The organism is Lamprocystis purpurea DSM 4197, from assembly GCF_000379525.1.
Classification (GTDB): domain Bacteria; phylum Pseudomonadota; class Gammaproteobacteria; order Chromatiales; family Chromatiaceae; genus Thiodictyon; species Thiodictyon purpureum.
This window is the reverse complement of sequence record NZ_KB902564.1, coordinates 20,142-44,835: the sequence shown is the minus strand read 5'-3', so window position 1 is coordinate 44,835 and position 24,694 is coordinate 20,142. Positions and strand designations below refer to the sequence as shown.

Genomic DNA, 24,694 nt, shown 5'->3' with positions numbered 1-24,694 from the left:
GAGGTCTAGAGTGCTGCTTTTTCTGACTGAATGGCTGACGCGTTATGAAAGCGGATTCACGGTCTTCCGTTACCTGACCCTACGCGGAATCCTGGGCACCCTGACCGCCCTGGCAATCTCGCTGATGGTCGGCCGGCCCATGATCCGACGCCTGCGCGCCTACAAGATCGGCCAGACGGTCCGCGACGACGGGCCCCAGAGTCATCTGGCCAAGTCCGGCACGCCGACCATGGGCGGTGCACTGATTCTGGTGGCGGTGGGGGTCAGCACCCTGCTGTGGGCGGACCTGCATAACCGTTACGTCTGGATCGTATTGCTGACCACCCTGGCCTTCGGTGCCGTCGGCCTCGTCGACGATTACAAGAAGCTGGTTCTCAAGAACCCGCGCGGCCTGGCCGCGCGCTGGAAGTATCTCTGGCAGACCGTCTTCGGCCTGATCGCGGCGGTCGCGCTCTATGTCACGGCAGTCACGCCCGCGGAGACCGCGCTGCTCATTCCCTATCTGAAAGACGTCTCGTTTCAGCTCGGCCCCTGGTTCATCCTGCTGGCCTATCTGGTCATCGTCGGGTCCAGCAACGCGGTGAACCTGACCGACGGCCTGGACGGGCTCGCCACCATGCCGACCGTCCTGGTGGCCGGGGCACTCGCAATCTTCGTCTATGCCGCCGGGCACTTCGAGATCGCCAACTACCTGCGTATCCCGCATATCAAAGAGGTCGGCGAACTGTTCATCTTCTGTGGCGCACTGGTCGGCGCCGGGCTCGGCTTCCTCTGGTTCAATGCGTATCCGGCCCAGGTCTTCATGGGCGACGTCGGCGCCCTGGCCTTGGGCGCGGCCTTGGGCGTGGTGGCGGTCGCGGTGCGCCAGGAGTTGGTGCTGTTCGTCATGGGCGGCATCTTCGTCGCGGAGACCGTCTCCGTGATGTTGCAGGTGCTGTCGTTCAAGCTGACCGGCCGGCGCATCTTTCGCATGGCTCCCTTGCACCATCATTTCGAGCTGCAGGGCTGGCCCGAGCCGCGCGTCATCGTCCGCTTCTGGATCGTGACCGTGGTGCTGGTCCTGGTCGGACTCGCCAGTCTGAAGATCCGCTGATGAATCACGCGCCACTTCCCGCGGGCAAGACGCTGATCGTCGGTCTGGGCAAGACCGGCGTCTCATGCGTCCGCTTCCTGCGTGCCCGGGGCCTGTGGGTGGCGGTGACCGACACCCGGCCCAACCCGCCCGGACTCGCCCAGATCCGCGAAGCATTCCCCGAGGTGGCGGTCTTTGTCGGCGGCTTCGACCCGGGTGCCTTCGCCGCCGCCGAGCAACTGGTGGTGAGCCCCGGCGTCCCGGTGGCTGAACCGCTGATCCAGCAGGCGCTGGCCCGCGGGGTGCCGGTGATCGGCGACGTGGAGATCTTCGTCCGGACCGCGCGGGCACCGATCTGTGCCATCACCGGCTCCAACGGCAAGAGCACGGTCACCACACTCCTGGGGCTGATGGCGCAGCGCGCCGGACGGCGCGCGCGGGTCGGCGGCAATCTCGGCGAACCGGTCCTGGAGCTGCTCGACGACACGGCGGAGCTCTATGTGCTGGAGTTGTCGAGCTTCCAGCTCGAGACCACGGCGGGGCTCTGCGCCCAGGCTGCCGTGGTGCTCAATCTCTCGGCCGATCATCTGGATCGCTATCCGGATTTCTCCGCCTACGCGGCGGCCAAGGCACGTATCTATGACCGCGCCCTGGTGGCGGTCGTCAATCGGGATGACCCGCGGGTCGCGGCGATGGCGCGCACCAGCGCGCGCGAACTCGGTTTTACCCTGGGCACGCCGACCGCCGGTGACTACGGGTTGTGCGAGGTCGAGGGCGCGCACTGGCTATGCCGGGGCGACGCGCGTCTGCTGCGCGCGGATGAGGTCCTGATCACGGGCCGGCACAACCAGGCCAACGCCCTGGCCGCGCTCGCCCTGGCCGAGGCCTGCGACCTGCCGCTCGCACCCTGCCTGGAAGTCCTGCGGACCTTCCCCGGACTGGCCCATCGCAGTCAGTTGGTCTGCACGCACGCCGGGGTGCGCTGGGTTGACGACTCCAAAGGGACCAACCCCGGTGCCACGGTGGCCGCGCTGGATGGACTGATGACGCCGGGCAGTCACGGCCGGGTCGTGTTGATCGCGGGCGGCGACAGCAAGGGCGCGGACTTTGCCCCGCTGGCTCCGGCGGTCGCCCGGGCCGCGCGGGCCGTAGTCTTGATCGGACGTGACGCCCCGCTGATCGAACAGGTGATCGCCGGTCTGGCGCCGCTGGTCCAGGCGACGGACATGGAGGACGCGGTCCGTCAGGCCGCCGGCCTGGCGCACCCCGGCGATGCCGTCCTGCTCTCACCCGCCTGCGCCAGCTTCGACATGTTCGACAACTACGAGCATCGCGGCCGGGTCTTCGCCGACGCGGTCCGGAGGTTAGCGCGATGACCGCGGCGACCCGTCAGACCAAACGCTGGGGCAGCGCGGGCCGGCGGCGGCGCGAGCGCCCGGCGGCGTTCGACTTTCCGCTGCTGGTGGTCGTGCTGGGACTCTTGTCGTTCGGCTTCATCATGGTGGCATCGGCCTCGATGACCATCGGCGATACCTGCTGTAAAGACCCCTTCTTTTTCGTGGTCCGGCAGGCCATCGCCCTGGGACTGGCCCTGGGCGCCGCGACCCTCGCTTTCACGCTCCCGGTCAGTTGGTGGGAGCGCTCCGGGGTCTGGCTCTTTCTGCTTGGGGTCGCGTCGCTGATCCTGCTCCTGATTCCCGGCATCGGCCATAGTGTCAACGGGGCCAACCGATGGATCCCCCTGGGTCCGTTGAACCTGCAGCCCTCCGAGTTCGTCAAGCTGTTCGCGGTGCTCTACATCGCCGGCTATCTGGTCCGCCACGCGCAGTCGGTGACCACCGAACTGGCCGGCTTCATCCGGCCAATGATCCTGATCGGGATCGCCGCCGCCCTGATCCTGAAACAACCGGATTTCGGCACCACGGCGGTCATGCTGGCGACGGTCATGGGGATGCTGTTCCTCGGCGGAGTCAGCGTCATGCCCTTCGCCGTGCTGTTCGGCACCGTCATCACCGGGCTCGCCTTCCTGGTCCTGACCTCCGAGTATCGGATGCGCCGCATCCTGTCTTTCCTCAACCCCTGGGAAGACCCCTTCGCCTCGGGCTACCAGCTCAGTCAGGCGCTGATCGGCTTCGGACGTGGGGAATGGCTGGGCGTCGGGCTCGGCAACGGCATCCAGAAGCAGTATTTCCTGCCCGAGGCACACACCGACTTTCTCGCCTCGGTAATTGCGGAGGAACTGGGTCTGGCGGGGATGCTGACCATCATCGGCGCCTTTGCCTTCATCTCCTGGCGCGCCTTCGGTATCGGCGCCCGCGCGGAGGCCATCGGCCAGCGTTTCGCCAGTTACACGGCACAGGGCATCGGCTTGTGGCTCGGCCTCCAAGCCTTCGTGAACATCGGGGTCAACTCCGGCATGCTCCCGACCAAGGGACTGACACTGCCCTTCTTGAGCTATGGCAGCAACAGTCTGATCGTGGCCTGTGTGGCGATCGCGATCCTGCTGCGCATCGACGCGACCGTCCGCCAGGAGGCGTCCGAGACCACGCTGCCGCGGGGGATACCATGGCTGCGTGCATAGGCGTCATGGCCGGGGGCACCGGCGGCCATGTCTTCCCGGCCCTGGCGGTTGCCGAGGCGCTGCGCGCCCAAGGCGCGGACGTCTTCTGGATCGGCACGCGCCGCGGGATGGAGTCGCGCCTGGTCCCCGAACAGGGGTTCGACATGGAGTGGGTCGAGATCGCCGGCCTGCGCGGCAAGGGGCTCGGGGCGATCCTGAGCGGTCCGTTCAAATTGCTCGGCGCACTGCGACAGGCCTGGACCATCCTGCGCCGCCGCCGCCCCGCGGTCATCCTCGGAATGGGCGGATTCGTTTCCGGGCCCGGCGGATTGGCTGCCCGCGCCCTGGGAATACCATTGGTGATCCATGAACAAAACGCGATTCCGGGCCTGACCAACCAGTGGCTGGCCCGCATCGCCAGCCGGGTCTTCGAAGCCTTCCCCGGCAGCTTCCCGCAGGCCCGCAACGCCATCGCGACCGGTAATCCGGTACGCCCCGTGATCGCCGCACTGCCGCCGCCGCGCGAGCGTTTCGCCGGCCGCACCGGTCCGGCACATCTGCTGGTGGTGGGCGGCTCGCTGGGCGCCCAGGCGCTCAACGAGACCCTGCCGCTGGCGCTGGCCCGGCTGCCGACCGCGAGCCGCCCGCTGGTGCGCCACCAGGCCGGTGAACGGACGCTGGCGGCGGCTGCCGCCGCCTATCGCCAGGCGGGGGTTACGGCCGAGGTCACCGCCTTTATCGGCGACATGGCGCAGGCTTACACCTGGGCCGATCTGGTGGTGTGCCGCGCCGGTGCGCTGACGATCTCGGAGTTGGCGGCCGCGGGGCTTGGCGCGATCCTGGTTCCCTACCCCCATGCAGTCGACGACCATCAGGTCAGCAACGCCCATTATCTGACCGCGGTCGGAGCGGCCCTCCTGATCATCCAGCACGACCTCGATCCGGCCGGACTCGCCATGACCCTTGAGACATTACTCGCCGACCGCGCGCGGCTGCTCACCATGGCCGAGGCGGCGCGCACCCGTGCCACGCCGGCCGCCGTGGACCAGATCGCCGCCGCCTGCCTGGAGCTTGCCCGTTCATGAACCGCCATCTGCACCACACTGCCGCCAACATGGGCCGGGTCCGTCGCCTGCATTTCATTGGTGTGGGCGGGTCCGGGATGAGCGGGATCGCCGAACTGACGGCCAACCTGGGCTACGAAGTCACGGGCTCCGATCAGCGCGAGAGTGAGACCACCACGCGCCTGCGCCGCCTGGGTATCGCGGTCTTCATCGGCCATCGCGCCGAGCAGGTCACGCACGCGGATGCGGTGGTGGTGTCCAGCGCCATCGATGAATCCAACCCGGAGATCATCGCCGCGCGCGCACGCCGCATCCCGCTGGTACGCCGCGCCGAGATGCTCGCCGAACTGATGCGTTTCTATTACGGCGTGGCCGTGGCCGGCACCCACGGCAAGACCACGACCACCAGCCTGGTGGCCAGCATCCTGGCCGAGGGCGGGCTCGACCCGACCTTCGTGATCGGCGGCCGGCTCAACAGCGCCGGGGCCAATGCCAAGCTCGGCACCAGCAAGTATCTGGTGGCGGAGGCCGACGAGAGCGACGCCTCGTTCCTGTATCTCCAGCCCATGGTGTCGATCGTCACCAATATCGATGCCGATCACATGGTGACCTACGGCAACGACTTCAATCGGTTGCGCAATACCTTCATGGAGTTCCTGCACCACCTGCCCTTCTATGGGCTGGCCGTGTTGTGCATCGACGATGATGAGGTGCGCGCCATGGAGCCGCAAGTGCCGCGCCCGGTGCGGACCTACGGTACCCGCCCCGAAGCGGATGTGCGTGCCGAAAACATCCGGCAGGATGGGTTGCGGATGTATTTTGATGTGCACAGCGCGAACCTCGCGGCGCCCTTCCCCGTGGAGCTGAACCTGCCCGGCCGTCACAACGTCCTGAACGCCCTGGCGGCGATCGCCGTCGCACTGGAACTCGGCGTGGACGAGGGCGCCATTGGCCTGGCGCTGGCGGGATTCCAGGGGGTCGGCCGCCGCTTCGTGGTGAGCGAGGTACGCGATGCCATGGGCCGCCGCCTGACACTGGTGGACGACTATGGTCACCACCCGCGCGAAGTTGCCGCCACCCTGGCAGCAGCACGCGGGGGCTGGCCCGACCGCCGCCTGGTGCTGGTGTTCCAGCCGCACCGGTATACGCGCACCCAGGAGCAATTCGATGATTTCGCCCAGGTCCTCTCCACTCCGGACCTGTTGATCCTGGGTGAGGTCTATCCGGCGGGAGAGGCGCCGATCGCCGGTGCCGACGGCCGCTCCCTGAGTCGTGCCATCCGCACCCGCGGCGTCCTCGACCCGATCTTCGCACAGGACCTCAGCGAGGTCCCGACACTGCTCGGCAACCTCCTCCAGGACGGCGACCTGGTCTTGCTGATGGGCGCCGGTGACATCGGCAGCCTGGCGGCCCGCCTGCCCGGACTCTTAATGAACCATCCAGGCCACGCCTCGCTTGGGGACAGTGCGGGACTGGTCGATCGCCTGCCGCACCCGGAGCGGATCGGCAGCGGGGAGGGAGTGTAATGACAGCGCAACCGAAGACCTTCGGCAAGGTGGCCGTCCTGCTGGGCGGGCGCGCCGCCGAGCGTGAGATCTCCCTGAACAGCGGGAATGCGGTGCTCAACGCCCTGCGCGCCCGCGGGGTGGACGCGCATCCGCTCGACCCGGACGACACCGTTCTGGAGCAACTGCGCGCCGGGGACTTCGACCGCGCCTTCATCATCCTGCACGGACGCGGCGGTGAGGATGGGGTGATCCAGGGCTTTCTGGAGACCATCGCGCTGCCCTACACCGGCTCCGGCGTGCTGGGCTCGGCGCTCGGGATGGACAAATACCGGACCAAGCTCGCCTGGGCGGGCGCCGGACTCCCGACGGCGGAATCGGTCCTGCTGCGCACCGATGCGGACCTGGCGGCGGCCGCGGCCATCGGCTTCCCGCTGATGGTCAAGCCCGCGCGCGAAGGCTCCAGTATCGGCATGGCACGGGTCACGGACGCCGCGGCGCTGGCGGCAGCCTGGGAACTGGCGCGTACCTACGACTCGCTGGTACTCGCGGAGCGCTGGATTGCGGGCGCCGAGTATACCTGCGCGATCCTCGGGCATACGGCACTGCCGTTGATCCGGTTGGAAACGCCGCACGCCTTCTACGATTACGACGCCAAATACCGGGCCGACAACACCGGTTACCACTGTCCTTGCGGGCTGCCGGCAGCGCACGAGCAGGCGTTGCGGCAACTGGCCCTGGATGCCTTCGATGCGGTCGGTGCGAGCGGCTGGGGTCGTGTCGACCTGATGGTCGACGACGCGGGCCGCGCCTACTTGCTGGAGATCAATACGGTGCCCGGGATGACCGATCACAGTCTGGTGCCGATGGCCGCCCGCGCAGCGGGAATCGACTTCGAATCGCTGGTGATCCGCATCCTGGAGACGAGTCTGAACCGTGTCTGAATCTGTCGCCGCCATCCTCCCGAATCTCCAGGAACCGACGCCGACGGCCACCCGGCCGGCGCGTCTGCGCGCCCTGACCGGCGTCCTCCTGCTGGCGGTCATGGCCGGCGGCGTCTGGGCCTTCGGCTATTGGGAACCACGGCTGCTGCCGGTGCGGATGATCGAGGTGCAGGGCGAATTACATCATCACTCATCGCAGCAATTACGGCAGACCCTGGTCGAGCGGCTGAATGGCGGCTTCCTGACCGCCGATCTGGCGGATCTCAAGCGCGCCGCCGAGGAACTGGCCTGGGTGGGCGGGGCGAGCATCCGCCGCGTCTGGCCCGACCGGCTCCAAGTGCGGGTCAACGAACACAAACCGGTTGCACGCTGGAAGGGCGACGGGCTGGTGACGGCCGATGGCGTGGTATTTCGACCCAGTACCGGCACCATTCCGGCCGGATTGCCGATGCTTGAAGGCGACGAGCAGCGCGCCCCTGAACTGGTCCAGCGCTATCTCCAGTGGCGCGACCAACTGATGTTGGCGGGTCACTTGATCGACACCCTGGCGGTGGACGCCCGCGGGGCCTGGCGCGTCGGACTGGTCTCCAGAGCGCGCCTCGAACTGGGCAACAGCGATATCGAAGAACGGCTTGCGCGCTTCATCGGCGCGGCACCGCAACTGGATGCGGCCGGCCGGGCGGAGGTAGTGGACCTGCGCTACAGCAACGGATTCGCGGTGCGATGGGCGCGCCAGACGGCGCTGGAGACACCGGTGGAAACACCGGTGCAGACCAAGTCCCCAACCCGGCAGAAGTCGCCGACGAAGGCAAAGGCGCGGGGCCAGCCAAAGGCGCCGGGGCAACAGCGGGCGAAGTCTCAGCCGAAACCGGCAGCGCGTGCGAAGACGCCGACAGCGACCCCGCCGAAGGCGCGTGCACCGACAGCCCAGCCAAAGGCGGGCGCGGTCAAACCAAAGGCCGGGACAACAACCAAACCAAAAGTAGCGACACCGACCCAGCCGGCCGCGCGGGCCGCGACCCGGACGGCGTCGCCGGCACTAACACAGGTGGGTCCCGCACGCCCGGGGGCGACGCCGCAAGAGCGAACAGGCAAACGGGGTTAACAACGGCATGTCACGACGTAACGACAAGAACTTGCTGGTGGGCCTGGACATCGGCACCTCCAAGATCGCCGCCCTGGTCGGCGAACTGAAAGACGATGACCAGATCGAGATCATCGGGGTCGGGACCCATCCGTCCCGTGGTCTGAAGAAAGGCGTGGTGGTGGACATCGAGTCCACCGTCGCGTCCATTCAGCGCGCGGTGGAAGAGGCCGAACTGATGGCCGGATGCGAGATCCACTCGGTCCACGCGGGAATCGCCGGCAGCCATATCCGCAGCCTCAATTCTCATGGCACCACGCCGATCAAGGACCGCGAAGTCACCCAGGCGGATGTGGATCGGGTGCTCGACTCCGCGCGGGCCGTCGCCATCCCCGCCGATCAGCAACTACTCCACATCCTCCCTCAGGAATTCATCATCGACGACCAGGAGGGCATCCGCGAACCGATCGGCATGTGCGGCGTGCGTCTGGAGGCACGAGTGCACATGGTCACCGGTGCGGTCAGTGCGGCCCAGAACATCCTGAAGTGCATCCGCCGCTGTGGTCTGGAGGTCGATGATCTGGTCCTGGAACAACTCAGTGCCTCCTATTCGGTGCTCGGCGAGGATGAGAAGGAATTGGGGGTGTGCCTGGTCGACATCGGGGGCGGCACCACCGACATGGCCGTCTTCACCGACGGGGCCATCCGCCATACGGCGGTGATCCCGATCGCCGGCGATCAGGTCACCAACGACATCGCGGTGGCGCTGCGCACACCCACGCAGCATGCGGAGCAGATCAAAATCCGGCACGCCTGTGCCCTCACCCAACTCGCTACCGGCAGTGAGACCATCGAGGTCCCGAGTATCGGCGATCGCCCGCCGCGGCGGCTCTCGCGCCAGACGCTCTCGGAGGTGGTGGAGCCACGCTACGAGGAGTTGCTCACCCTGCTGCGCAATGAGTTGCGTCGCAGCGGCTTTGAGGACCTGGTCGCCGGCGGTGTCGTGCTCACCGGCGGCAGCTCCAAGATGCAGGGCCTGATCGAACTGGCGGAGGAAGTCTTCCACATGCCGGTTCGCCTGGGCACACCCCAGTATGTCATCGGTATGGATGAGGTGATGCGCAACCCGGTCTTTGCCACCAGCGTCGGTCTGCTGATCTATGCCCGCCAGAACCGCTTTGCCAAGCGTCCCGACCTCAGTGCCGGCGGGGGCATCAAAGGCGTTTGGTCACGCATGGGCAGTTGGTTCCGGGGCAATTTTTAGCCGTGGGCTGTGCCCAGCCGCCGGCCGTTGCGACCGGGCTCAGGAGCGTGCCGACGCCCTGTCGGACGCGCGCGGGCGGTACCGGCGATGCACGATGCACGTGCGGACGATCAGTTGAGGGGCCGCGAGCTGCGGCTCCGTGGCACGGGGGCGCGAGCGCCCGTGCCGAGTCGGGGGGGCGGTTCCGCCATGGGCGGGAACGAACGGGGTTTCAGGCTTTTTCGGTTACCTACAACACTCAGGGGAGATGCAACGATGTTCGAAATGATGGATACCCATAGCCAGAATGCGGTGATCAAGGTCATCGGCGTCGGCGGTGGCGGCGGCAACGCGGTCAATCATATGGTCGAGTCCACCATCGAGGGGGTGGACTTCATCTGCGCCAACACCGATGCCCAGGCGCTCAAGGGCCTGAAGGTCAAGACCATCCTGCAACTGGGCTCGGGAATCACCAAGGGTCTGGGCGCCGGCGCCAACCCGGAGGTGGGCAAACAAGCCGCGCTCGAGGACCGTGAGCGCATCGCCGAGGCCCTGGCCGGCGCGGATATGGTCTTCATCACCGCCGGCATGGGCGGGGGCACCGGCACCGGGGCGGCACCCGTGGTTGCCGAGGTCGCCAAAGAACTGGGTATCCTGACCGTCGCCGTGGTCACCAAGCCCTTCCCCTTCGAGGGCAGCAAGCGGCGGCGGATTGCCGAGGACGGCATCACCGATCTGGCCAAGCATGTCGACTCGCTGATCACGATCCCGAACGAGAAGCTGCTCGCGGTACTCGGCAAGGACATGACCTTGCTGGGGGCCTTCAAATCGGCGAACGACGTCCTGCTCAATGCCACGCGCGGTATCGCCGAGTTGATCACCCGTCCCGGACTCATCAACGTGGACTTCGCCGATGTGAAGACCGTCATGTCCGAGATGGGGGTCGCCATGATGGGTACCGGCGCCGCCAGCGGCGAGCATCGGGCCCGCGAGGCCGCGGAGGCCGCCATCCGCTGCCCCCTGCTGGAGGACATCGACCTGGCGGGCGCCAAGGGCATTCTGGTCAACATCACCGCCGGCGCAAGTCTGACCATGGGTGAGTTTGACGAAGTCGGCAACACCGTTCGCGACTTCGCCGACGACGACGCGACCGTCGTCCTCGGCACCGTCATCGACCATGACCTGGAAGACGAACTGCGTGTGACCGTCGTCGCCACCGGCCTGGGGGCGCGCCGCATCTCCATCATGCGTCAGAGCGGCGACGAACCGCACATGCGCCTGGTTCCCGCGGAAAGCGACGACAGCCGCCCGGACTATGCCGAAATGGAGCGGCGTCCGGCAATCTACCGCAAGGGGGCAACCGCGGGCGGCAATACCGCCGAGGCGATCGATAACGATCTCGACTATCTGGATATCCCGGCCTTCCTGCGTCGCCAGGCTGATTGACCCTCGGCGATTCCCAGGAATAAAGATCCCGACTGCGCATGCCTGCAAGATCCGCAGGGGCTGTAGGGGCTGTAGGGGCGACTTCAGTCGCCCCTCCACATCGCAGATTCTCAGGAATTTCGATCACGCTGCCAGTCGATCGCGTGCTGCTCCAACAGTCGATAGAGGGTCACCCGTGAGATATCCAACCGCCGCGCCGCCTTGGACACATTGTTGCGCACCGCACTGAGCGTGGTTTCGATCGCCTCCTTTTCCGCCTTCGCACGCGCCTCGGCCAAAGTCATGAGGGAACAGTTCGGCGCGTCCTGATCCAGGCCGAGATCACGCGGACTGATCAATCGTCCCTCGCACATCACCACCGCCCGCTGGATTCGGTTGATCATCTCCCGGACGTTTCCGGGCCAGGGGTAAGCGTTGATCGCATCGATCGACTGTTGACTGAGCCCTTTGAGGTTCGGGTTGATCTTGTTGGCGAACTCCCGAAAAAAGTGTCCCGCCAGCAACTCGACATCCTCCCCACGCTCGCGCAGTGGCGGCATGTCCAGATGCAACACATTCAGCCGGTAATAAAGGTCTTCGCGAAAGCGCCCCTCCTCCACGGCCTTTTCGAGATTGACATTGGTTGCAGCGATCACGCGCACATCGACTTGGATCTCGCTGGCCCCACCAATCCGATCAATCGTTTTTTCCTGCAGGAACCTCAGCAGATTGACTTGCAGTTCGATCGGCAGATCGCCGATCTCGTCCAAAAACAGCGTCCCGTTCTGCGCCGATTCGATCCGCCCTAATCGACGGCGATCCGCCCCGGTAAAAGACCCCTTTTCGTGCCCGAACAGCTCCGCCTGTATCAAATCCTTGGGAAGTGCCCCGCAGTTCACCGCGACGAACGGACCACTGCTGCGGTGCGAGAGGCGGTGCACAGCACGTGCTGTCAGTTCTTTGCCGGTCCCACTCTCGCCGCGAATCAGCACATTCAGATCGATGGCGCCGACCTTCTGAATGCTCTGAATCAGCGCACGCATCGCCGGGCTCCGTCCCAGAATTTCGTGATGGATTGCATGGAAAGGATTCGGCTCGGCGTGAAACCGCGTCATCTCGGCCATGCCGTAGGCGTGCCCCAGGGTCACCAGGAGCCGGTCCGGATCAAGCGGCAATGTGTGGTAATCGTAGAAGTGCGTCGTGATGACACGTGACACGGGCCGCGACGTACTCGCCGCATCGGCCAGCAATGCCACCCAGTTGATGTGGCTGTTCGCATCGAGCATCTGGAGCACATGCTCCCGTTCCGATCGCAAGGAGTGCAGATCCTCGTGCGATCCGTCCCAGTGGACCAAGCCCACCAGAAACTCATGCTGACTGATCAACTCAAGGGCCTCTTCGGGATTCGAGGCCGGATGGACACTCCACCCCCGCAGACTCAGCTCAGCGGAGAACGAATCCTCCGCGACCGGCGGCCTGAGATAGAGAAGCGCTCGGGATTCCGTGGCTGCCATTGCATACCCTCGCGAAAACGCGTGTTTGTGGTCACCGCTCCGACTTGTCCGGCAGTCAGATGACAATAAATCGTGTACAGTCGATCTGAAAAATTTCGGGCTCTGGTGGATTGGCTCCAACGAATGTGTAAACGTCTCGTGCCGCAGGCCCGCGCGACACCCGTTCGACACACCGGTGGCGTGCCGAACCGCTTCTGGTTGCACATACTCCGCTGACCCTGGCACCCGGCCATCCGCAAGACCTTCCGTCCGCCGACCAACCGCCAATAGTTGTAACGCCAATGAGTCAACTGCACAACTCTGTTACGTAACATACTAGTGCGAAAATCAGATCCGTGAACGTGCGCAGGTTCAAAGGCCGGAAACTTCCTTGCTGGCATGATGTTTGCTTTCTCGTTTGCCAACCTCCAGGTGCCGGCAGCAGCACTCAGACGAGACGATCGCTTGGCGCGAAGGAAAACAGTGTGTCTCAGGCACCAAGCAACACAGCGACTTCGATCACGTACTGCTAGCCGGGCGGACGATAACGCTCATCGCGGTTCGGAGCAATCCCTGGGCGTAGATGGGTTTCGGGCGAAGCCGAGTCCCGGAATTCTACGTAACAAACTCGCGGTCGACATGGAGTTTTCGCAAATTGCGTCGCACCTTTTGCGTTTTTTCAGAACCCGCTGAAAAGCACATCCCAGTCAGGGTGTTCGACTGCTGGAGAGGTTCGTCAGCCGAAGCCCAGCCTACGGGGCCTGTTTGAGGCTCAAACGATGTGCTCGACCGAAGTCCTGGACCCGGCCCCCTGGACACACGGAGTTCCGAAAATAGGGGCGTCATGGCCCTGGTGACGACGATATGGAGCGGGTGATCGACAGGGCGATTACCTGAAGAGCTAACACGTCCTTGGCGATATCCGACCGCCGGACTAGGCTCACCGAATTCTTGCAATGTGCAGTTGCCGACGCTTGAAACCGTCAGCCGAACCTGACCAGAGGAACTCACGATGTCGACTGAAAATATCATTGATTCCGCCCTGATCCGGGAGTCCAGCCGGGGGCGGTTGCGGTACCACCAAAGTACCCTGTCCATCGTTCACCGCATCGCGGACGCCTCTATCATCATGGCCAGCCTTTACCTGGCACGCGAGTGGACCGGCTTGCCATGGACGTCCTCGCTGGCCCTGACCGGTCTGATCGGAGTGCTCGTATTCTACTTCCTCGCCAGCGCAAAGAACCTCTATCGATCCTGGCGTACCGAGTCGATGACAACCGAGGTTTGGTATACGATCGAATCGTGGCTTGGCGTCACCGCGGTCTCCCTCGTAGCGCTCTACATGCAGCGGGACGCACTCAACTACCCCCCGGAAACTATCCTTTATTGGCTCTTCGGGACTCCCGTACTGCTGGCCACCGCGCGGATCGGTGTCCGCTTTGCCCTGCGGTGGGCCCGAGCGCACGGGTACAACACACGCCGGTTGGCAATTGCCGGAAACAGCGACCTGGGTCAGCACATCGCACGGTGGGCCGAGGAGAACCACTGGCTTGGATTTCGGATGGTTGGCATGTTCGACGACGCGGGCTCACATGCCACTCACGGCACGTCCGGCGCCAGTGCTCCGGCATCCCTCGATCGCATGGTTGAACTCGCCTGTCGTGGCGATGTGGACGTTGTCTACATCACCCTGCCGCCGGACCATGCAGAGCAACAGATCGAGTCTCTGATTCGCAAATTGGGAGACAGCACGTCTTCCGTGTATCTGGTTCAAGATCGCCGATCCCGGAACGCCGATGGGGCAACGAATTCGTTACAGTCCATGCCGGACATCGGCCGCGTTGACGCGCTGCACCGTCGGTGTGTGAATTTGGACGGCATCAAGGCGGTGAGTGTCTATGAGAGCCCGTTCCATGGCCCCGATGCGATGATCAAACGCATTGAGGACTTGGTGGTCGGCACCGTCGCCGTCATACTTCTCGCGCTGCCGATGGCGATCATCGCGGCGGGCGTCAAGATGACTGGGCCTGGTCCGGTTCTGTTCAAGCAGCGTCGCTTCGGCCTTGACGGCAAAGAGATCATGGTCTGGAAATTTCGCAGCATGACAGTCTGCGAGGATCATGGCGAAGTCACACAAGCGCGCAAGGGCGACCTCAGAGTGACCCGCTTCGGAGGCTTCCTGCGGCGGACATCATTGGATGAGCTGCCCCAATTCTTCAACGTGCTGCAAGGCTCGATGTCGATCGTCGGACCACGCCCTCATGCCGTCGCCCACAATCAATATTACCGCGGCCTGATCGGCGGCTATATGCTCCGCCACAAGGTCAAGCCCGGCATCACCGGATGGGCTCAGGTCAATGGCTGGCGCGGAGAAACCGATTCACTTCATAAAATGGGAAAGCGGGTGGACTACGACCTGGACTATATACGGAACTGGTCGCTCTGGCTGGATATTCAAATTATCCTGTCGACTTTCATCCGTGGGTTTGTGCACAAGAACGCCTATTAATCGGTCCAGTGAAACCCAATGCGGCCATTTGCCGGGTTGGGTGACATTCCTCGTCCTTAGACCGGTCGATAGTCGCGTGGTGATTCGTGGGCCTGCACTGGACTGGTCGACGACGGCCGCTATTCCGGTGTGCGCCTGGGCTGGGAAAGCCTCAGCGCACAGGCGGCCTTGGTCTCGCGGCTACGCTTGGATGCATGCTGATTCACGCCGCCCGCACCGCTGCCGCGGGGGCGCCGCGGCCCCAAGCCGAAGAAGGGCCAAGCCCTTGCCCAACTGACCAGGCGCGTAGAGGAGGCAGGCACCCCGGGCACCGCGACCACGGTTCAATGGTATCGCGGCGAATTCAAGACGCTACGCCTACTCAGCGAGACGTGTCTCTGGCGCAGCCAGGGGGTGGTTCGACCCTGCCGATCCGCTGTGTGTTGGTCGTCGATCCGCTCGGTACGCGTGATCGCCAACCCTTTTTCCCGACCGACCTGACGTTGGCGCCCGCACGCACGATCGAATGGTTCGTCTTCCAAGACTGAAGCCGACCGGGGGCCAAAAGGGCACACCCCTCATCCTCTCATTCACGTGACGCAGTGCCGTGATCGTTGTTCCGGTTCGGTGGAGACGCGGTTGAAAGTTCGCGCCAGCGCCAGCACGCGTCGAGTCTGTCGGAACCGATGTCATTCAAGAACATCGACACGATCCCTCATTTGCTTACCGAAGCACGAGCAAGGTGCCCGGTATCACGCCGACGCCGGAACAGCGCTTTAACGTGAATCCAGGCACGCCCAGGATTCAGGGCGACCACACCCATCGCGTGCAGTGGATAAGACAGCAGGCTCGGAAGCGCTGACAGCCGATGAGCGTCACCGAGAAACTCGGTTGGATATCCTAGCTCTTCCATTTGGCGCCGGCAGGTCGATTCGCAGATCCGCGCCTCTCCAGTGGAAAGACAGTCTCGCCACTTATTCACGACTTCAGCCGAGACACCTTTTTGCTCGCTGCTGTGCTCGACATTCGATGAACCCCAGCGCGGAATTTCGAGCATTTCCGGTTCGTATTCCAGATCCAGAAAACCACTCAGACGCTCCGCGCCCGTCTTTGGATCAGCAGCTAGGTCTTCGAATCGCAGCATCATGAAGCGCGGGTGCCCGACGAGGCCCAACGCCTCTTCAGTCGCCCTCGCCCACAGTTTGCCCATGGTCAGCGGGTGATAATTGACACGGTTACGAAGCATCTCCGACAAAGGCAGGTGATGAGCACCCAATCGCCTGAGTTGCCAGCGATTCTTTTGTGATGCCAGTACGGCGCGCGGGTCGCGAACGATGTGTATGACACGTGCGTTAGGGTAAAGATCCAGCAGCTGTCTGGCGTAGAAGATGTTCCGCGGCGTTTGCTCACACGCAATTGTTTTCCCGGCATCCTTGGCTAAACGCATCAGGACTGCTGCGAACACGCCGGCGGGAGTCCGCTCATGTTCGGCCAAGTCCCGCTCAAGGTGACGGCCCCAGGATTGTTCGTCCGTACTGGGACGACCGCCCCACAAACCGCGAGTTTGCCGTGCCAGCAGAATTGCGGCGATCTCAGCCAGTTTCCGCGATGTAAACTCCCGGCCATTATCGCTCGGATCCCAGAGTGAGCCGAAGTAGTGCAGCTCGTCGAACGCCATGATCGCACTGTGCGATCCAAGCATTCGGGCCAACATCGTGGTACCCGAGCGGGACGCCCCGGTAACGAAAACAAGCGGGGATGACAAAGCGACGGTCTGATCCGGGCCTGGGCGAACGGCCATCCCGGCGTTGATACCGTGCGCGACAAGCGTCAGTTCGGCACTGTGGGGCGGGTCGAGTTGCATCTGATTATCTCCTGCGGTCAACTACAGTGATTTTCCGGCCGAACTTGGAATCGACGCCTTGGTTGGTGGCCCTCGGGCCTTCGATCAACAATTGCCGTAGGGTGAAGGTGTGTCGCATCAGCGCGCTGACGACCACGATCTACTTGGATGGTTGCTGAGACAACGTCTCAGCACCTTGCGTGACCGCGAGGACACCCCGAAGTTTTGAACCGGCGAAATCGAACCTGCCGGGAACCGTTGTCTCCGCAACTGGAAGATCGTTCAAACCAACAGGCAAACCAACGAGTTCCGTGCGTTGTATCGAAGCTCCATCGGTCTCGACATGCGTCTCCATCTTGAGGTGGTGATAACCCCGGCTGGCAGCGCGGACAGTTAATTCAATCGATCCACGGCAGGGAATCACGCCTTCCCGAAGGCTGCTCTCAAGAGCGACCCCAGCACTTGGCGTAATGACGTACCGCCCGCTCTTACACGGCTCCCTTTGCCAGAATGCAACTCGGACCATCGCCGACTGACCGGCCTTGATATCGCCGTCGATCTTGAACTTCAGTTGTACCGGCCCCGGTGCCTCCGCCGGAAGCGCTTCCAACAAAGCATTAAACTCAGCCATTTCCGGATGAACCGCTGGATTATTACATCCGAGCGCAGGAAGCGTGCACAACAACAAGAGCCCAAGGAAGGAAGCCGACTGAACCCGCGGGATGAGCATCACCTTAATCTCCGTCATTACAAAATCATTTGACACTTTGCCTTCAGCTTTCACCCGACCACCGTCAGCAATGGCCTGTGACCTGGAGCGGCTTCCGATGATTGCCAATCACTAAAATATGCAATTATCATGCCACTTCGCGGTTTTCTCAGGCCAAGCCATGAATAGGCCGCGCTGTTTCCGAACCAGGTTCGCCCGCGGGCCTGATATCATCCCCCGCCGATCTTAATTGCATCGCAGGTCTTTCGCCAGACATCCGCAGCCTGTTGAATTGGCCTCGATCACAGCTCCGGCCATTTTCCCGGGAGCGCGGGCCGCCGGCCAGCACGGAGGCGGGAGGCGGGCGCCCCCCCCCCGGCGTGGACCTTGGCGCAATTGCGACCAAAGCCGTATCACTGACCCGCCCGCCTTACACCTTGCTCGATCAGGGCCGGGTTAGGGTACCGCGCTCACGCTTGAACAGGGCCAGCGGCGTGTTACCGCCAATCTTCAGAGAACTGCCCGATCGCAGTTCGACGACGTTAAAAAAATCGTCCTTCGGCCGAAATCCCGCGACCTGAGTCAACATAACGTCATCGCTGCCATCGAGCGTGACTAAAGAAGCGCCTGGCGGATGAGCGTTTCCGGTCATCCCGAATATCCGGATGTTACGGGAGCGTTCGATCAGTAACACGCCGGGAGGCGTTGCCCCCCGCCATTCATCGGCCTCCACTTTCAAGTAGAATAGGTCAATGTTGGCTGAATCACGGATGATGGCCTGCGGCCAAACGGCATCGCGCTCGATGTTCAAACCGTAGAACGCGAGTGCCTGACTCGTACCCTCGACCAGCAGGTGAGAGTAGTTTGGATCATAGGTGGCCCCATGCAAGTGACCCCATTCCGCGGCAATCGCGTACCAGCGCCCGCCGCCTGTTCCGGAGATACGGAATGTATGGCCAGGATTGCTGATCTTTTCTCCGTAATAAGACGCGATAGGACCCGCCATGATATCGCGCACGCTCGATGCGGACCCAGCACGCCAATCCACCGCCGCACGGGCAGTCGACAGGGTCTCAAGCAAGACAAATGAGAGCGATGGCCGCGCATTCGCGTCAGCAACCGTGGTAACCAGCGCCTTTCCTGAACCAGCCACCCAGCGGGTGCTCTCGCGCAGTACTGAGATGGTCTTTCCGATACCGAGCAACGCGTTGGAAGGCCCCAACACAAGCGGCCGATTCAAGAGAAAAACCCCTTTTGGCAACAATACCTTGGCATTCTTATCCAAGGCTTTCTGGATCGCATCGGTATCATCGATAAGGTCATCCGGGATAGCACCAAAACGGCGAACGTCCACCACCTCCGGGTCATCGAACGACGGAAAACCGACTTCCCATAAGTGGCGCCGGATCAGCGCGTCAGTCGCGGGTGGAGCACTCGCCGCGGCCTGAATGACTTCATACCCGGCGGAGTGAGTCTCGCCGTTGATCATCGACAAATAGCCGGTACCGGTATAACTGTACTCCAGGATCCGCGTCCACAAGCCCGCCGTCGGCACCGGCGGTTTGTACGCGCTCTTGACACTGGCCCCGTTGGTCTTGAAGTATACGTTGGTGAGCGTTAGGGCTTTTCCGGCCGTATTGTCGACGGCCAACGGACCCGCGGACTCTATCACCCCATCAACCAACACGAATCCGCGACTGAAGACCGGTCCGCGCTCCCGTAAGGTGAGCACTGGTCTGGATGATGCATTTTCGATCAGAAAGCCGACCATCACAAACACGACATTCCCGGACCAATCGATGGCGGCAGTATCCTGGCGGAGGAATCGACAGCCGACCAGGAGCGGATACCGGGAGGCCGCGGTCGCATAGACTCCATAACGTCCACCATACACGCGAAGGTCATAAACCCCGCCTCCTTGTCCAGGCGTGTCATACAGGCCGGAGAAGGCTCCATCCGCAAATATGCTGATGTCTTCAATGGTCGAACCTTGGGAACCCGCGTGGCGGATGCCGACGGCGCCTGCATTGCCCGCGGCACGGAGGTCGATGTCGATCCCCTTGATGACCTGATTGAACGAGATGCCCGGATCGCCGTCCAGTGGATCAACGCTGGCGGCCCGCGCTCCACGGTCGGGCTGCGCCCAGAACCAAACCAGCGGTTTCGGGCGCTCCGGATCGTTAAAACCCGGCGCTCCAGGAATCAAGCGCAACACGGACCGCTCGCCATTCCCCGCGCCGACCATAGCACACGGCTTGCGGCGCTCCAGCACGTGCCGGCGACCGTTGTGGGTCGCCCGCTGAAAGCAGGTCAGCGTGTCCGAGACCAGGTAGGTCCCGGAGGCAAAGTAAGTGACCATACCGCGGTCTCGTGCAGTCGCCAAGGCTTTGAGGATCGCCGCGGTATCGTCGGTATCGTCGTTCGCCGTCGCCCCGAAAGCACTGACCGAGACGAGACCTCGCTGAACCAGCGGATCGTCCGGGTCCAAGGCTTCGCCGGCCCCGAAACCGACACCGGCATACACCACGAGAGCCAGGAATGCGACCCAGCACCACGGTTGAGTTTTTGGAAATCGTTGCACAATCGAACTCCAGCATCAAAACGCAAAGCAATTTGACGAAGACCCGGCACGCCGGACAAGCGAAACGGCAAAAGATGTGACGAAATCACAACAGGCCTCGCGTACTCCTTGACGCTTAGCGACTAACCAGGCCCAAAATGTGAACGCAAAGGTTGCGCCACTAAATCCTGTGCCGCGGCGGGCCGCGACTGCTGACGACGCCTTGCCCGACGCCGAAACTTCGCGATCGGTAACAAACGAGCGAACTGAGCAAACTGCTTCATCAGAAACTGCTTCATCAGCGATACAGAATTGCAGTCGCCCGCGTGCGCGCCGGAAATCCGCCGGCGCCTGAGTCAGCCGGGGGCCTTGCTCACGGTTACGGCCACGCGGGATCCTAGGGTAGACAAGCGCCGCGCAGTCCACCAGCGGCGGCGCGGGCTGCGGTGGACTGCACTGTCGTTTGTCCACCCTAAGGCCGGAACGACGATCAAGGGCCCAACCGGGTCTTCATCCGTGACGGTTGGCTTGCTTTTTGCTAGATATAAACCAATAGCGTTCCCCCATCCTCGCTGCGGCCCGTCACACTGCCCCGACTCCTGATGTGTCACCGCCAGCTTGAGGTTGCGGCAGGAACGCCGTGATGGCGGGACCGCGAGCAGCCGCAACCCATCCGCGATGGATGAAAAACAGCGGCGGCCATTCCCGGTTCCCGCGAGCCGCCCATCCTTTGCCGTCAGCGGCTTTCGCCTCGCGGTCATCGAGTCACAATTTACGTAATCCTCGTTTACAGGGCCATACCATGATACTTAGAGGTTCTATCACCGGACGATCCCCGCTCACCGCGCTGCTCACCGCGGCGCCACTGTGCTCCCTGCTGATCTTTGGGGAGGGGGCATCCGCGCAGGTTCAGTTCGAAGACGTAACGCCGCAGGCAAACGTCATGTACAGCGGCGAGTCCTACGGTGCGTCCTGGGGTGACAAGAACAGCGACGGCTGGCCGGACCTCTTCGTCAACCATCATCGGGCACGGCCGAGCCTCTACCTCAATATGACTAACGGCAGTTTCGACGATCGCTGGTTTGAAGTCGATACCTGGCGAACCTCGCCCAAGGCCGACCAGCATGGCGCTGCCTGGAACGATTTTGACAATGACGGCGATCAGGACCTCGTCGTGTCGGTTGGCGCGGTCGACAAGACACAGTTCCTGGTCAACGACGGCCAGATACTCTCGGATCAAATGTTGGGTTATGGGCTTTCCGGGTACACCTGGGGTGCCCGCATGCCGATTTGGATCGACTTCACTCGCGACGGACATCTCGACTGGGCGATGTCCAACCATGGCGGCTCCACCGGGGCCGGCGTAAGCCAGTTCTTTGTTCAGGTCCCCTACGTCTCACCGGCGTCGACCCTGGTCCGCTCGAATGCGCGCGTGGCGCACCAGTGCAGCAACAATCAGTACATGCAACTGGCGGATCTGACCGGAGATAACGCGCTGGATATCATTTGCGCCGGGATGGAAGTATTCCCCAACAAAGTCTACGATATCAACCGGCTACCCTTCGCCGACAAGACATCGATCCTGCCGGCGACCAGCCTGGCGTCGGATTCGGTCGTCGCCGATTTCAACGGGGACTTGCAGACCGACATGCTCGTGATCCGGGGAGTGCAGCGCCCGAGCGGCGCAAGCATCACCGGGGACAACAATGACCGTCTCGAAGCGAATATCATCACGGATAATGCACGTGAGAAGGCGTTCAGCTTCGTCACTGACGGCGACCTGTCGTTCCTGATCACCTGGAACGCGCGAAATCCGTTCGATGTTCACATCGGCTCGACCGGCTACGCACTCGGTGCGCAGCCGGGCGGCGGTCCGATCGTGGCACAACTCTCCCCGGCGGACCCCGACAATGCCGGCATCCAGCCACATGACCCCGCGGTTGACAAGGGTATCTACATCGGATACGAGCCCCAAACCAAGACCTGGACCGTGCAGATGTCTCCTGGTGGACGGTGGAATTATGTCTATTTCGCCATCACCAGCACCGCCCCCATTTCCGACCTGACGATGACCGGCCGCCAGCCCGGCGATCTGCCCATCGCACCCGTGCTGTATGTCAATCAGGACGGCACTTTCACGAATGGCGCCGCCGCCGCCGGCTTGGGTACACCAATCTCCTGCGTCAGCGGCGCTTCCGGAGACTTCGACAACGATGGGGATGTCGATCTGTATCTCGTTTGTCGTGACGCGGTCGCGAACATCGAGAATCGCTTTTACGACAACCTGGGCGACGGCACCTTTGAACTGGCGCAAAACACCGGTACCGAGGGTCCGGTCGGGGTCGGCGCCGGACTGGGAGAGAACGTCGTCATCGCTGACTATAACGTGGACGGCTTCTTGGATCTCTTCGTGACGAACGGCTTGGCGGTCTACCCGGAGGTCGAAGCGAGCACCGGCGGCGCTGACCTCATGTTCAAGAACCAGGGGAACGGAAACCACTGGATCGAGCTCGACCTGGTTGGGATCACCACCAATCGCGACGCGGTTGGAGCTATCGTGTACGCAACGACTGGCGGCAAGACCCAACTGCGCGAACAGAACGGCGGATATCATCGGTGGGCTCAAAATCACCAGCGGATTCACTTTGGCCTGGCCGGCAACACGACAGTGGATATCGAAGTGCGCTGGCCCGCTCCGAGCACACTGATTGAAACCTTTCCCGACCTCGCCGCGGATCGCCTGTATCGCCTGACCGAAAACGGCGGTGTCGAGGAGGTCGTCTTGCCCGGGACTGTCCCTCCGTCCACCGTGCCAACGAGCTGCGCGGCGCCCACCCTCGATCTGAACACCGACGCGGGCACCTTCCTGTGGCAGGACTGCCCGGCGGGAACCTGGCATTTGCGAACCTTCGGAAATAGCCCGGTCAACAATTACCGGGGCAGCGTCTTATCGACTCAGGCCATTGGCGGCGTGACGGGTTTCAGTATCGAGACCACTGATTTGCTTGACTACACCACTGACCCCAAGCAAGTGAGCTACTCACTCAACGTCAGCGGTGCCGCGCAGGACGGATTCGACTTCACCCCGGCAGCGACGGCCGCGACCTGCCTGACGCTGGACGCGCCATCCGGCACTCCCGTGTACGTCGGATACCTGCGTACGCCGGTCTATCCGCCCTTCGATCCGCGGACCCTGGGCCCCTGCACCCTGATCTCGGTGGCGGATGTCACCGTAGCGGAGGACACACCGAGCGGCGCGGCGACCCTCACGGTCAACTTGTCGAAGGCGAGCGAGTCCTATGTCAGCGTGGACCTCGTAACCGCCGACGGGACGGCGACGGCCCCAAGCGACTACACGGCATTACCGCCGACCACCGTGACCTTCGCGCCGGGCGAGACGACGCAAACGCTGCAGATTCCAATTCGTAACGATGAGGACCGGGAGACGACCGAGGTCTTCACGTTAAATCTCAGCAACCCGGCCGATGTGTTGGTCGCGGACACGTCGGCAACGGTCACGATCACCGATGACGAGGGTTCGCCCTGCGGCGCGCCGACCTACAATCCGGCAACCAACCCCGGCATTTTCATGTGGAAAGACTGCGCGACCGGCGTGTGGCAGACCCGCGTCTCAGGGGGCGGGACCAGCAGCAAGACGTATCGTGGGCGGGTGATCGCTGATCAGAACCTACTCGGCGTGACCCGATTCAGCATCGAAGCCAATGATGTCCTGGATTACACGACTGATCCAACGCGGATCGCCTACCAGTTGGTTGTCAGCGGCAGCGGACAGGACGGCATGGGCTTCAGTTTCCCGGCGGAGGCGAACGTCTGCTTTACCGTTGACGCACCAGCGGGAACCCCCGTGTATGTCGGCGCGTCCCGGATGTCGGTCGCGACGCCGTTCAACCTGGAAACCTTGGGCGACTGCGGTTCGTTGCTGCCGCCTACCATTTCGGCGACTGCAGTCACCGTCGCGGAGAACGACCCAACCGGCGAAGCGGCCTTCACGCTCACCCTCTCCGCGGCAAGTTCAGCGACCGTGAGCGTGAACGTGGCGAGCGCCGACGGCACGGCAACGGCGCCAAACGACTACGCCGCATTGGCGCTGAGCACCATCACCTTCGCACCGGGTCAAATCAGCAAGACCGTGCCTGTGCCGCTGGTGGACGACGTCCTCGCAGAGGGTCCGGAGACTTTCAACCTGGTGTTGAGCGGTCCGACGAACGGCGTCCTGGGCAACCTCGTCGCGACAGCGACGATCGTCGACAATGAGGCGTCTCCATGCGGCCAACCGGCGTACAACCAGGCGACCGAGCGCGGCGTGTTCCTGTGGAAAGATTGCACTAACGGCCGGTGGCGTGCTCGGATGACCGGGGGTGGTACCACGGCCACTTACCAGGGAACCCTTGTGGCCGACCAGAACCTGCTCAACCCGCAGGGGTTCAGCATCGAGGCTAACGATGTATTGGACTTGACGTCGGACCCGACACGGATTTCCTTCCGGCTGAATTCGGGCGCAACCGGCCAGGACGGCGTTGATTTCACCCTCCCGGCCGCGGCGGATGCCTGTTTCACCGTCGACGCCCCCGCGAGCGTACCGATCTATGTCGGTGCGGTGCGCACGGCGCTTGCGAACTCCGTAAATCTGACAACCCTGGGTACGTGCAGCATCCCGTAACCGGCGGCGATCCACCTGCTCCA

Annotated in this window: 16 protein-coding genes; 12 read left to right on the top strand and 4 right to left on the bottom strand. The window is 63.3% G+C overall.

Annotated features, from left to right (window positions below; translation table 11 throughout):
• The first annotated feature begins 10 nt into the window (after positions 1-10).
• The 9 genes from mraY to ftsZ all read left to right on the top strand — a co-directional run bounded on the left by mraY (position 11) and on the right by ftsZ (position 10,918).
• Entirely contained in the window at positions 11-1,093 is a 1,083-nt protein-coding gene (mraY, locus tag A39O_RS0130075; protein ID WP_020508354.1) for a phospho-N-acetylmuramoyl-pentapeptide-transferase, read from the top strand.
• Positions 1,093-2,448: a UDP-N-acetylmuramoyl-L-alanine--D-glutamate ligase gene (gene murD / locus A39O_RS0130070; RefSeq protein WP_020508353.1), complete on the top strand. Its 1,356-nt coding sequence runs from the start codon at positions 1,093-1,095 to the stop codon at positions 2,446-2,448. The genes mraY and murD overlap by 1 nt, the downstream gene beginning before the upstream one ends.
• Positions 2,445-3,653, top strand: a complete 1,209-nt coding sequence (gene ftsW, locus A39O_RS0130065) for a putative lipid II flippase FtsW (protein ID WP_020508352.1) — start codon at positions 2,445-2,447, stop codon at positions 3,651-3,653. The genes murD and ftsW overlap by 4 nt, the downstream gene beginning before the upstream one ends.
• Positions 3,638-4,717, top strand: a complete 1,080-nt coding sequence (gene murG / locus A39O_RS0130060; RefSeq protein ID WP_026199855.1) for an undecaprenyldiphospho-muramoylpentapeptide beta-N-acetylglucosaminyltransferase — start codon at positions 3,638-3,640, stop codon at positions 4,715-4,717. Before ftsW ends, murG begins: the two co-directional genes overlap by 16 nt.
• Positions 4,714-6,222, top strand: a complete 1,509-nt coding sequence (gene murC, locus A39O_RS0130055; RefSeq protein ID WP_020508350.1) for a UDP-N-acetylmuramate--L-alanine ligase — start codon at positions 4,714-4,716, stop codon at positions 6,220-6,222. Before murG ends, murC begins: the two co-directional genes overlap by 4 nt.
• On the top strand, positions 6,222-7,145 hold the full coding sequence (locus A39O_RS0130050; RefSeq protein WP_020508349.1) for a D-alanine--D-alanine ligase: 924 nt from the start codon (positions 6,222-6,224) through the stop codon (positions 7,143-7,145). Before murC ends, A39O_RS0130050 begins: the two co-directional genes overlap by 1 nt.
• Positions 7,138-8,250: a cell division protein FtsQ/DivIB gene (locus tag A39O_RS40085; RefSeq protein ID WP_020508348.1), complete on the top strand. Its 1,113-nt coding sequence runs from the start codon at positions 7,138-7,140 to the stop codon at positions 8,248-8,250. Before A39O_RS0130050 ends, A39O_RS40085 begins: the two co-directional genes overlap by 8 nt.
• A 7-nt stretch (positions 8,251-8,257) precedes the next feature.
• Positions 8,258-9,493, top strand: a complete 1,236-nt coding sequence (ftsA, locus tag A39O_RS0130040) for a cell division protein FtsA (RefSeq protein WP_020508347.1) — start codon at positions 8,258-8,260, stop codon at positions 9,491-9,493.
• A gap of 255 nt (positions 9,494-9,748) precedes the next feature.
• Positions 9,749-10,918, top strand: a complete 1,170-nt coding sequence (gene ftsZ, locus A39O_RS0130035) for a cell division protein FtsZ (RefSeq protein ID WP_020508346.1) — start codon at positions 9,749-9,751, stop codon at positions 10,916-10,918.
• Positions 10,919-11,028: 110 nt separating this feature from the next.
• Here ftsZ and A39O_RS0130030 read toward each other — a convergent pair whose 3' ends face one another.
• Positions 11,029-12,531 carry a sigma-54 dependent transcriptional regulator gene (locus tag A39O_RS0130030; protein ID WP_211211761.1) on the bottom strand — a complete coding sequence of 501 codons (1,503 nt, stop codon included), beginning with the start codon at positions 12,529-12,531 and terminating at the stop codon, positions 11,029-11,031.
• A gap of 871 nt (positions 12,532-13,402) precedes the next feature.
• Between A39O_RS0130030 and A39O_RS0130025 the strand changes: the two genes are divergently transcribed.
• Positions 13,403-14,899, top strand: a complete 1,497-nt coding sequence (locus tag A39O_RS0130025) for a sugar transferase (RefSeq protein ID WP_020508344.1) — start codon at positions 13,403-13,405, stop codon at positions 14,897-14,899.
• Positions 14,900-15,270: 371 nt separating this feature from the next.
• Positions 15,271-15,426, top strand: coding sequence for a hypothetical protein (locus tag A39O_RS41960; RefSeq protein ID WP_169338516.1), 156 nt, complete (start codon positions 15,271-15,273; stop codon positions 15,424-15,426).
• Positions 15,427-15,593: 167 nt separating this feature from the next.
• Here A39O_RS41960 and A39O_RS0130015 read toward each other — a convergent pair whose 3' ends face one another.
• From A39O_RS0130015 to A39O_RS0130005, 3 genes are all read right to left on the bottom strand, one after another.
• Positions 15,594-16,742: a sulfotransferase family protein gene (locus A39O_RS0130015; RefSeq protein WP_020508342.1), complete on the bottom strand. Its 1,149-nt coding sequence runs from the start codon at positions 16,740-16,742 to the stop codon at positions 15,594-15,596.
• A 139-nt stretch (positions 16,743-16,881) separates the two neighbouring features.
• Positions 16,882-17,505 carry a hypothetical protein gene (locus A39O_RS0130010; RefSeq protein WP_157640527.1) on the bottom strand — a complete coding sequence of 208 codons (624 nt, stop codon included), beginning with the start codon at positions 17,503-17,505 and terminating at the stop codon, positions 16,882-16,884.
• Between the two features lie 370 nt (positions 17,506-17,875).
• Entirely contained in the window at positions 17,876-20,011 is a 2,136-nt protein-coding gene (locus A39O_RS0130005) for a glycosyl hydrolase family 28-related protein (RefSeq protein ID WP_083924988.1), read from the bottom strand.
• Between the two features lie 781 nt (positions 20,012-20,792).
• Here A39O_RS0130005 and A39O_RS0130000 point away from each other — a divergent pair.
• On the top strand, positions 20,793-24,671 hold the full coding sequence (locus tag A39O_RS0130000; RefSeq protein ID WP_169338515.1) for a Calx-beta domain-containing protein: 3,879 nt from the start codon (positions 20,793-20,795) through the stop codon (positions 24,669-24,671).
• The last annotated feature ends 23 nt before the right edge of the window (positions 24,672-24,694 follow it).

What these genes read in the sequence shown, in the direction of transcription:
- murD (WP_020508353.1), top strand. Translation starts at nt 1,093, where the DNA reads ATGAATCACGCGCCACTTCCCGCGGGCAAGACGCTGATCGTCGGTCTG.
- ftsW (WP_020508352.1), top strand. Translation starts at nt 2,445, where the DNA reads ATGACCGCGGCGACCCGTCAGACCAAACGCTGGGGCAGCGCGGGCCGG.
- murG (WP_026199855.1), top strand. Translation starts at nt 3,638, where the DNA reads ATGGCTGCGTGCATAGGCGTCATGGCCGGGGGCACCGGCGGCCATGTC.
- murC (WP_020508350.1), top strand. Translation starts at nt 4,714, where the DNA reads ATGAACCGCCATCTGCACCACACTGCCGCCAACATGGGCCGGGTCCGT.
- A39O_RS0130050 (WP_020508349.1), top strand. Translation starts at nt 6,222, where the DNA reads ATGACAGCGCAACCGAAGACCTTCGGCAAGGTGGCCGTCCTGCTGGGC.
- ftsA (WP_020508347.1), top strand. Translation starts at nt 8,258, where the DNA reads ATGTCACGACGTAACGACAAGAACTTGCTGGTGGGCCTGGACATCGGC.
- ftsZ (WP_020508346.1), top strand. Translation starts at nt 9,749, where the DNA reads ATGTTCGAAATGATGGATACCCATAGCCAGAATGCGGTGATCAAGGTC.
- A39O_RS0130025 (WP_020508344.1), top strand. Translation starts at nt 13,403, where the DNA reads ATGTCGACTGAAAATATCATTGATTCCGCCCTGATCCGGGAGTCCAGC.
- A39O_RS0130015 (WP_020508342.1), bottom strand. Translation starts at nt 16,742, where the DNA reads ATGCAACTCGACCCGCCCCACAGTGCCGAACTGACGCTTGTCGCGCAC.
- A39O_RS0130000 (WP_169338515.1), top strand. Translation starts at nt 20,793, where the DNA reads ATGATACTTAGAGGTTCTATCACCGGACGATCCCCGCTCACCGCGCTG.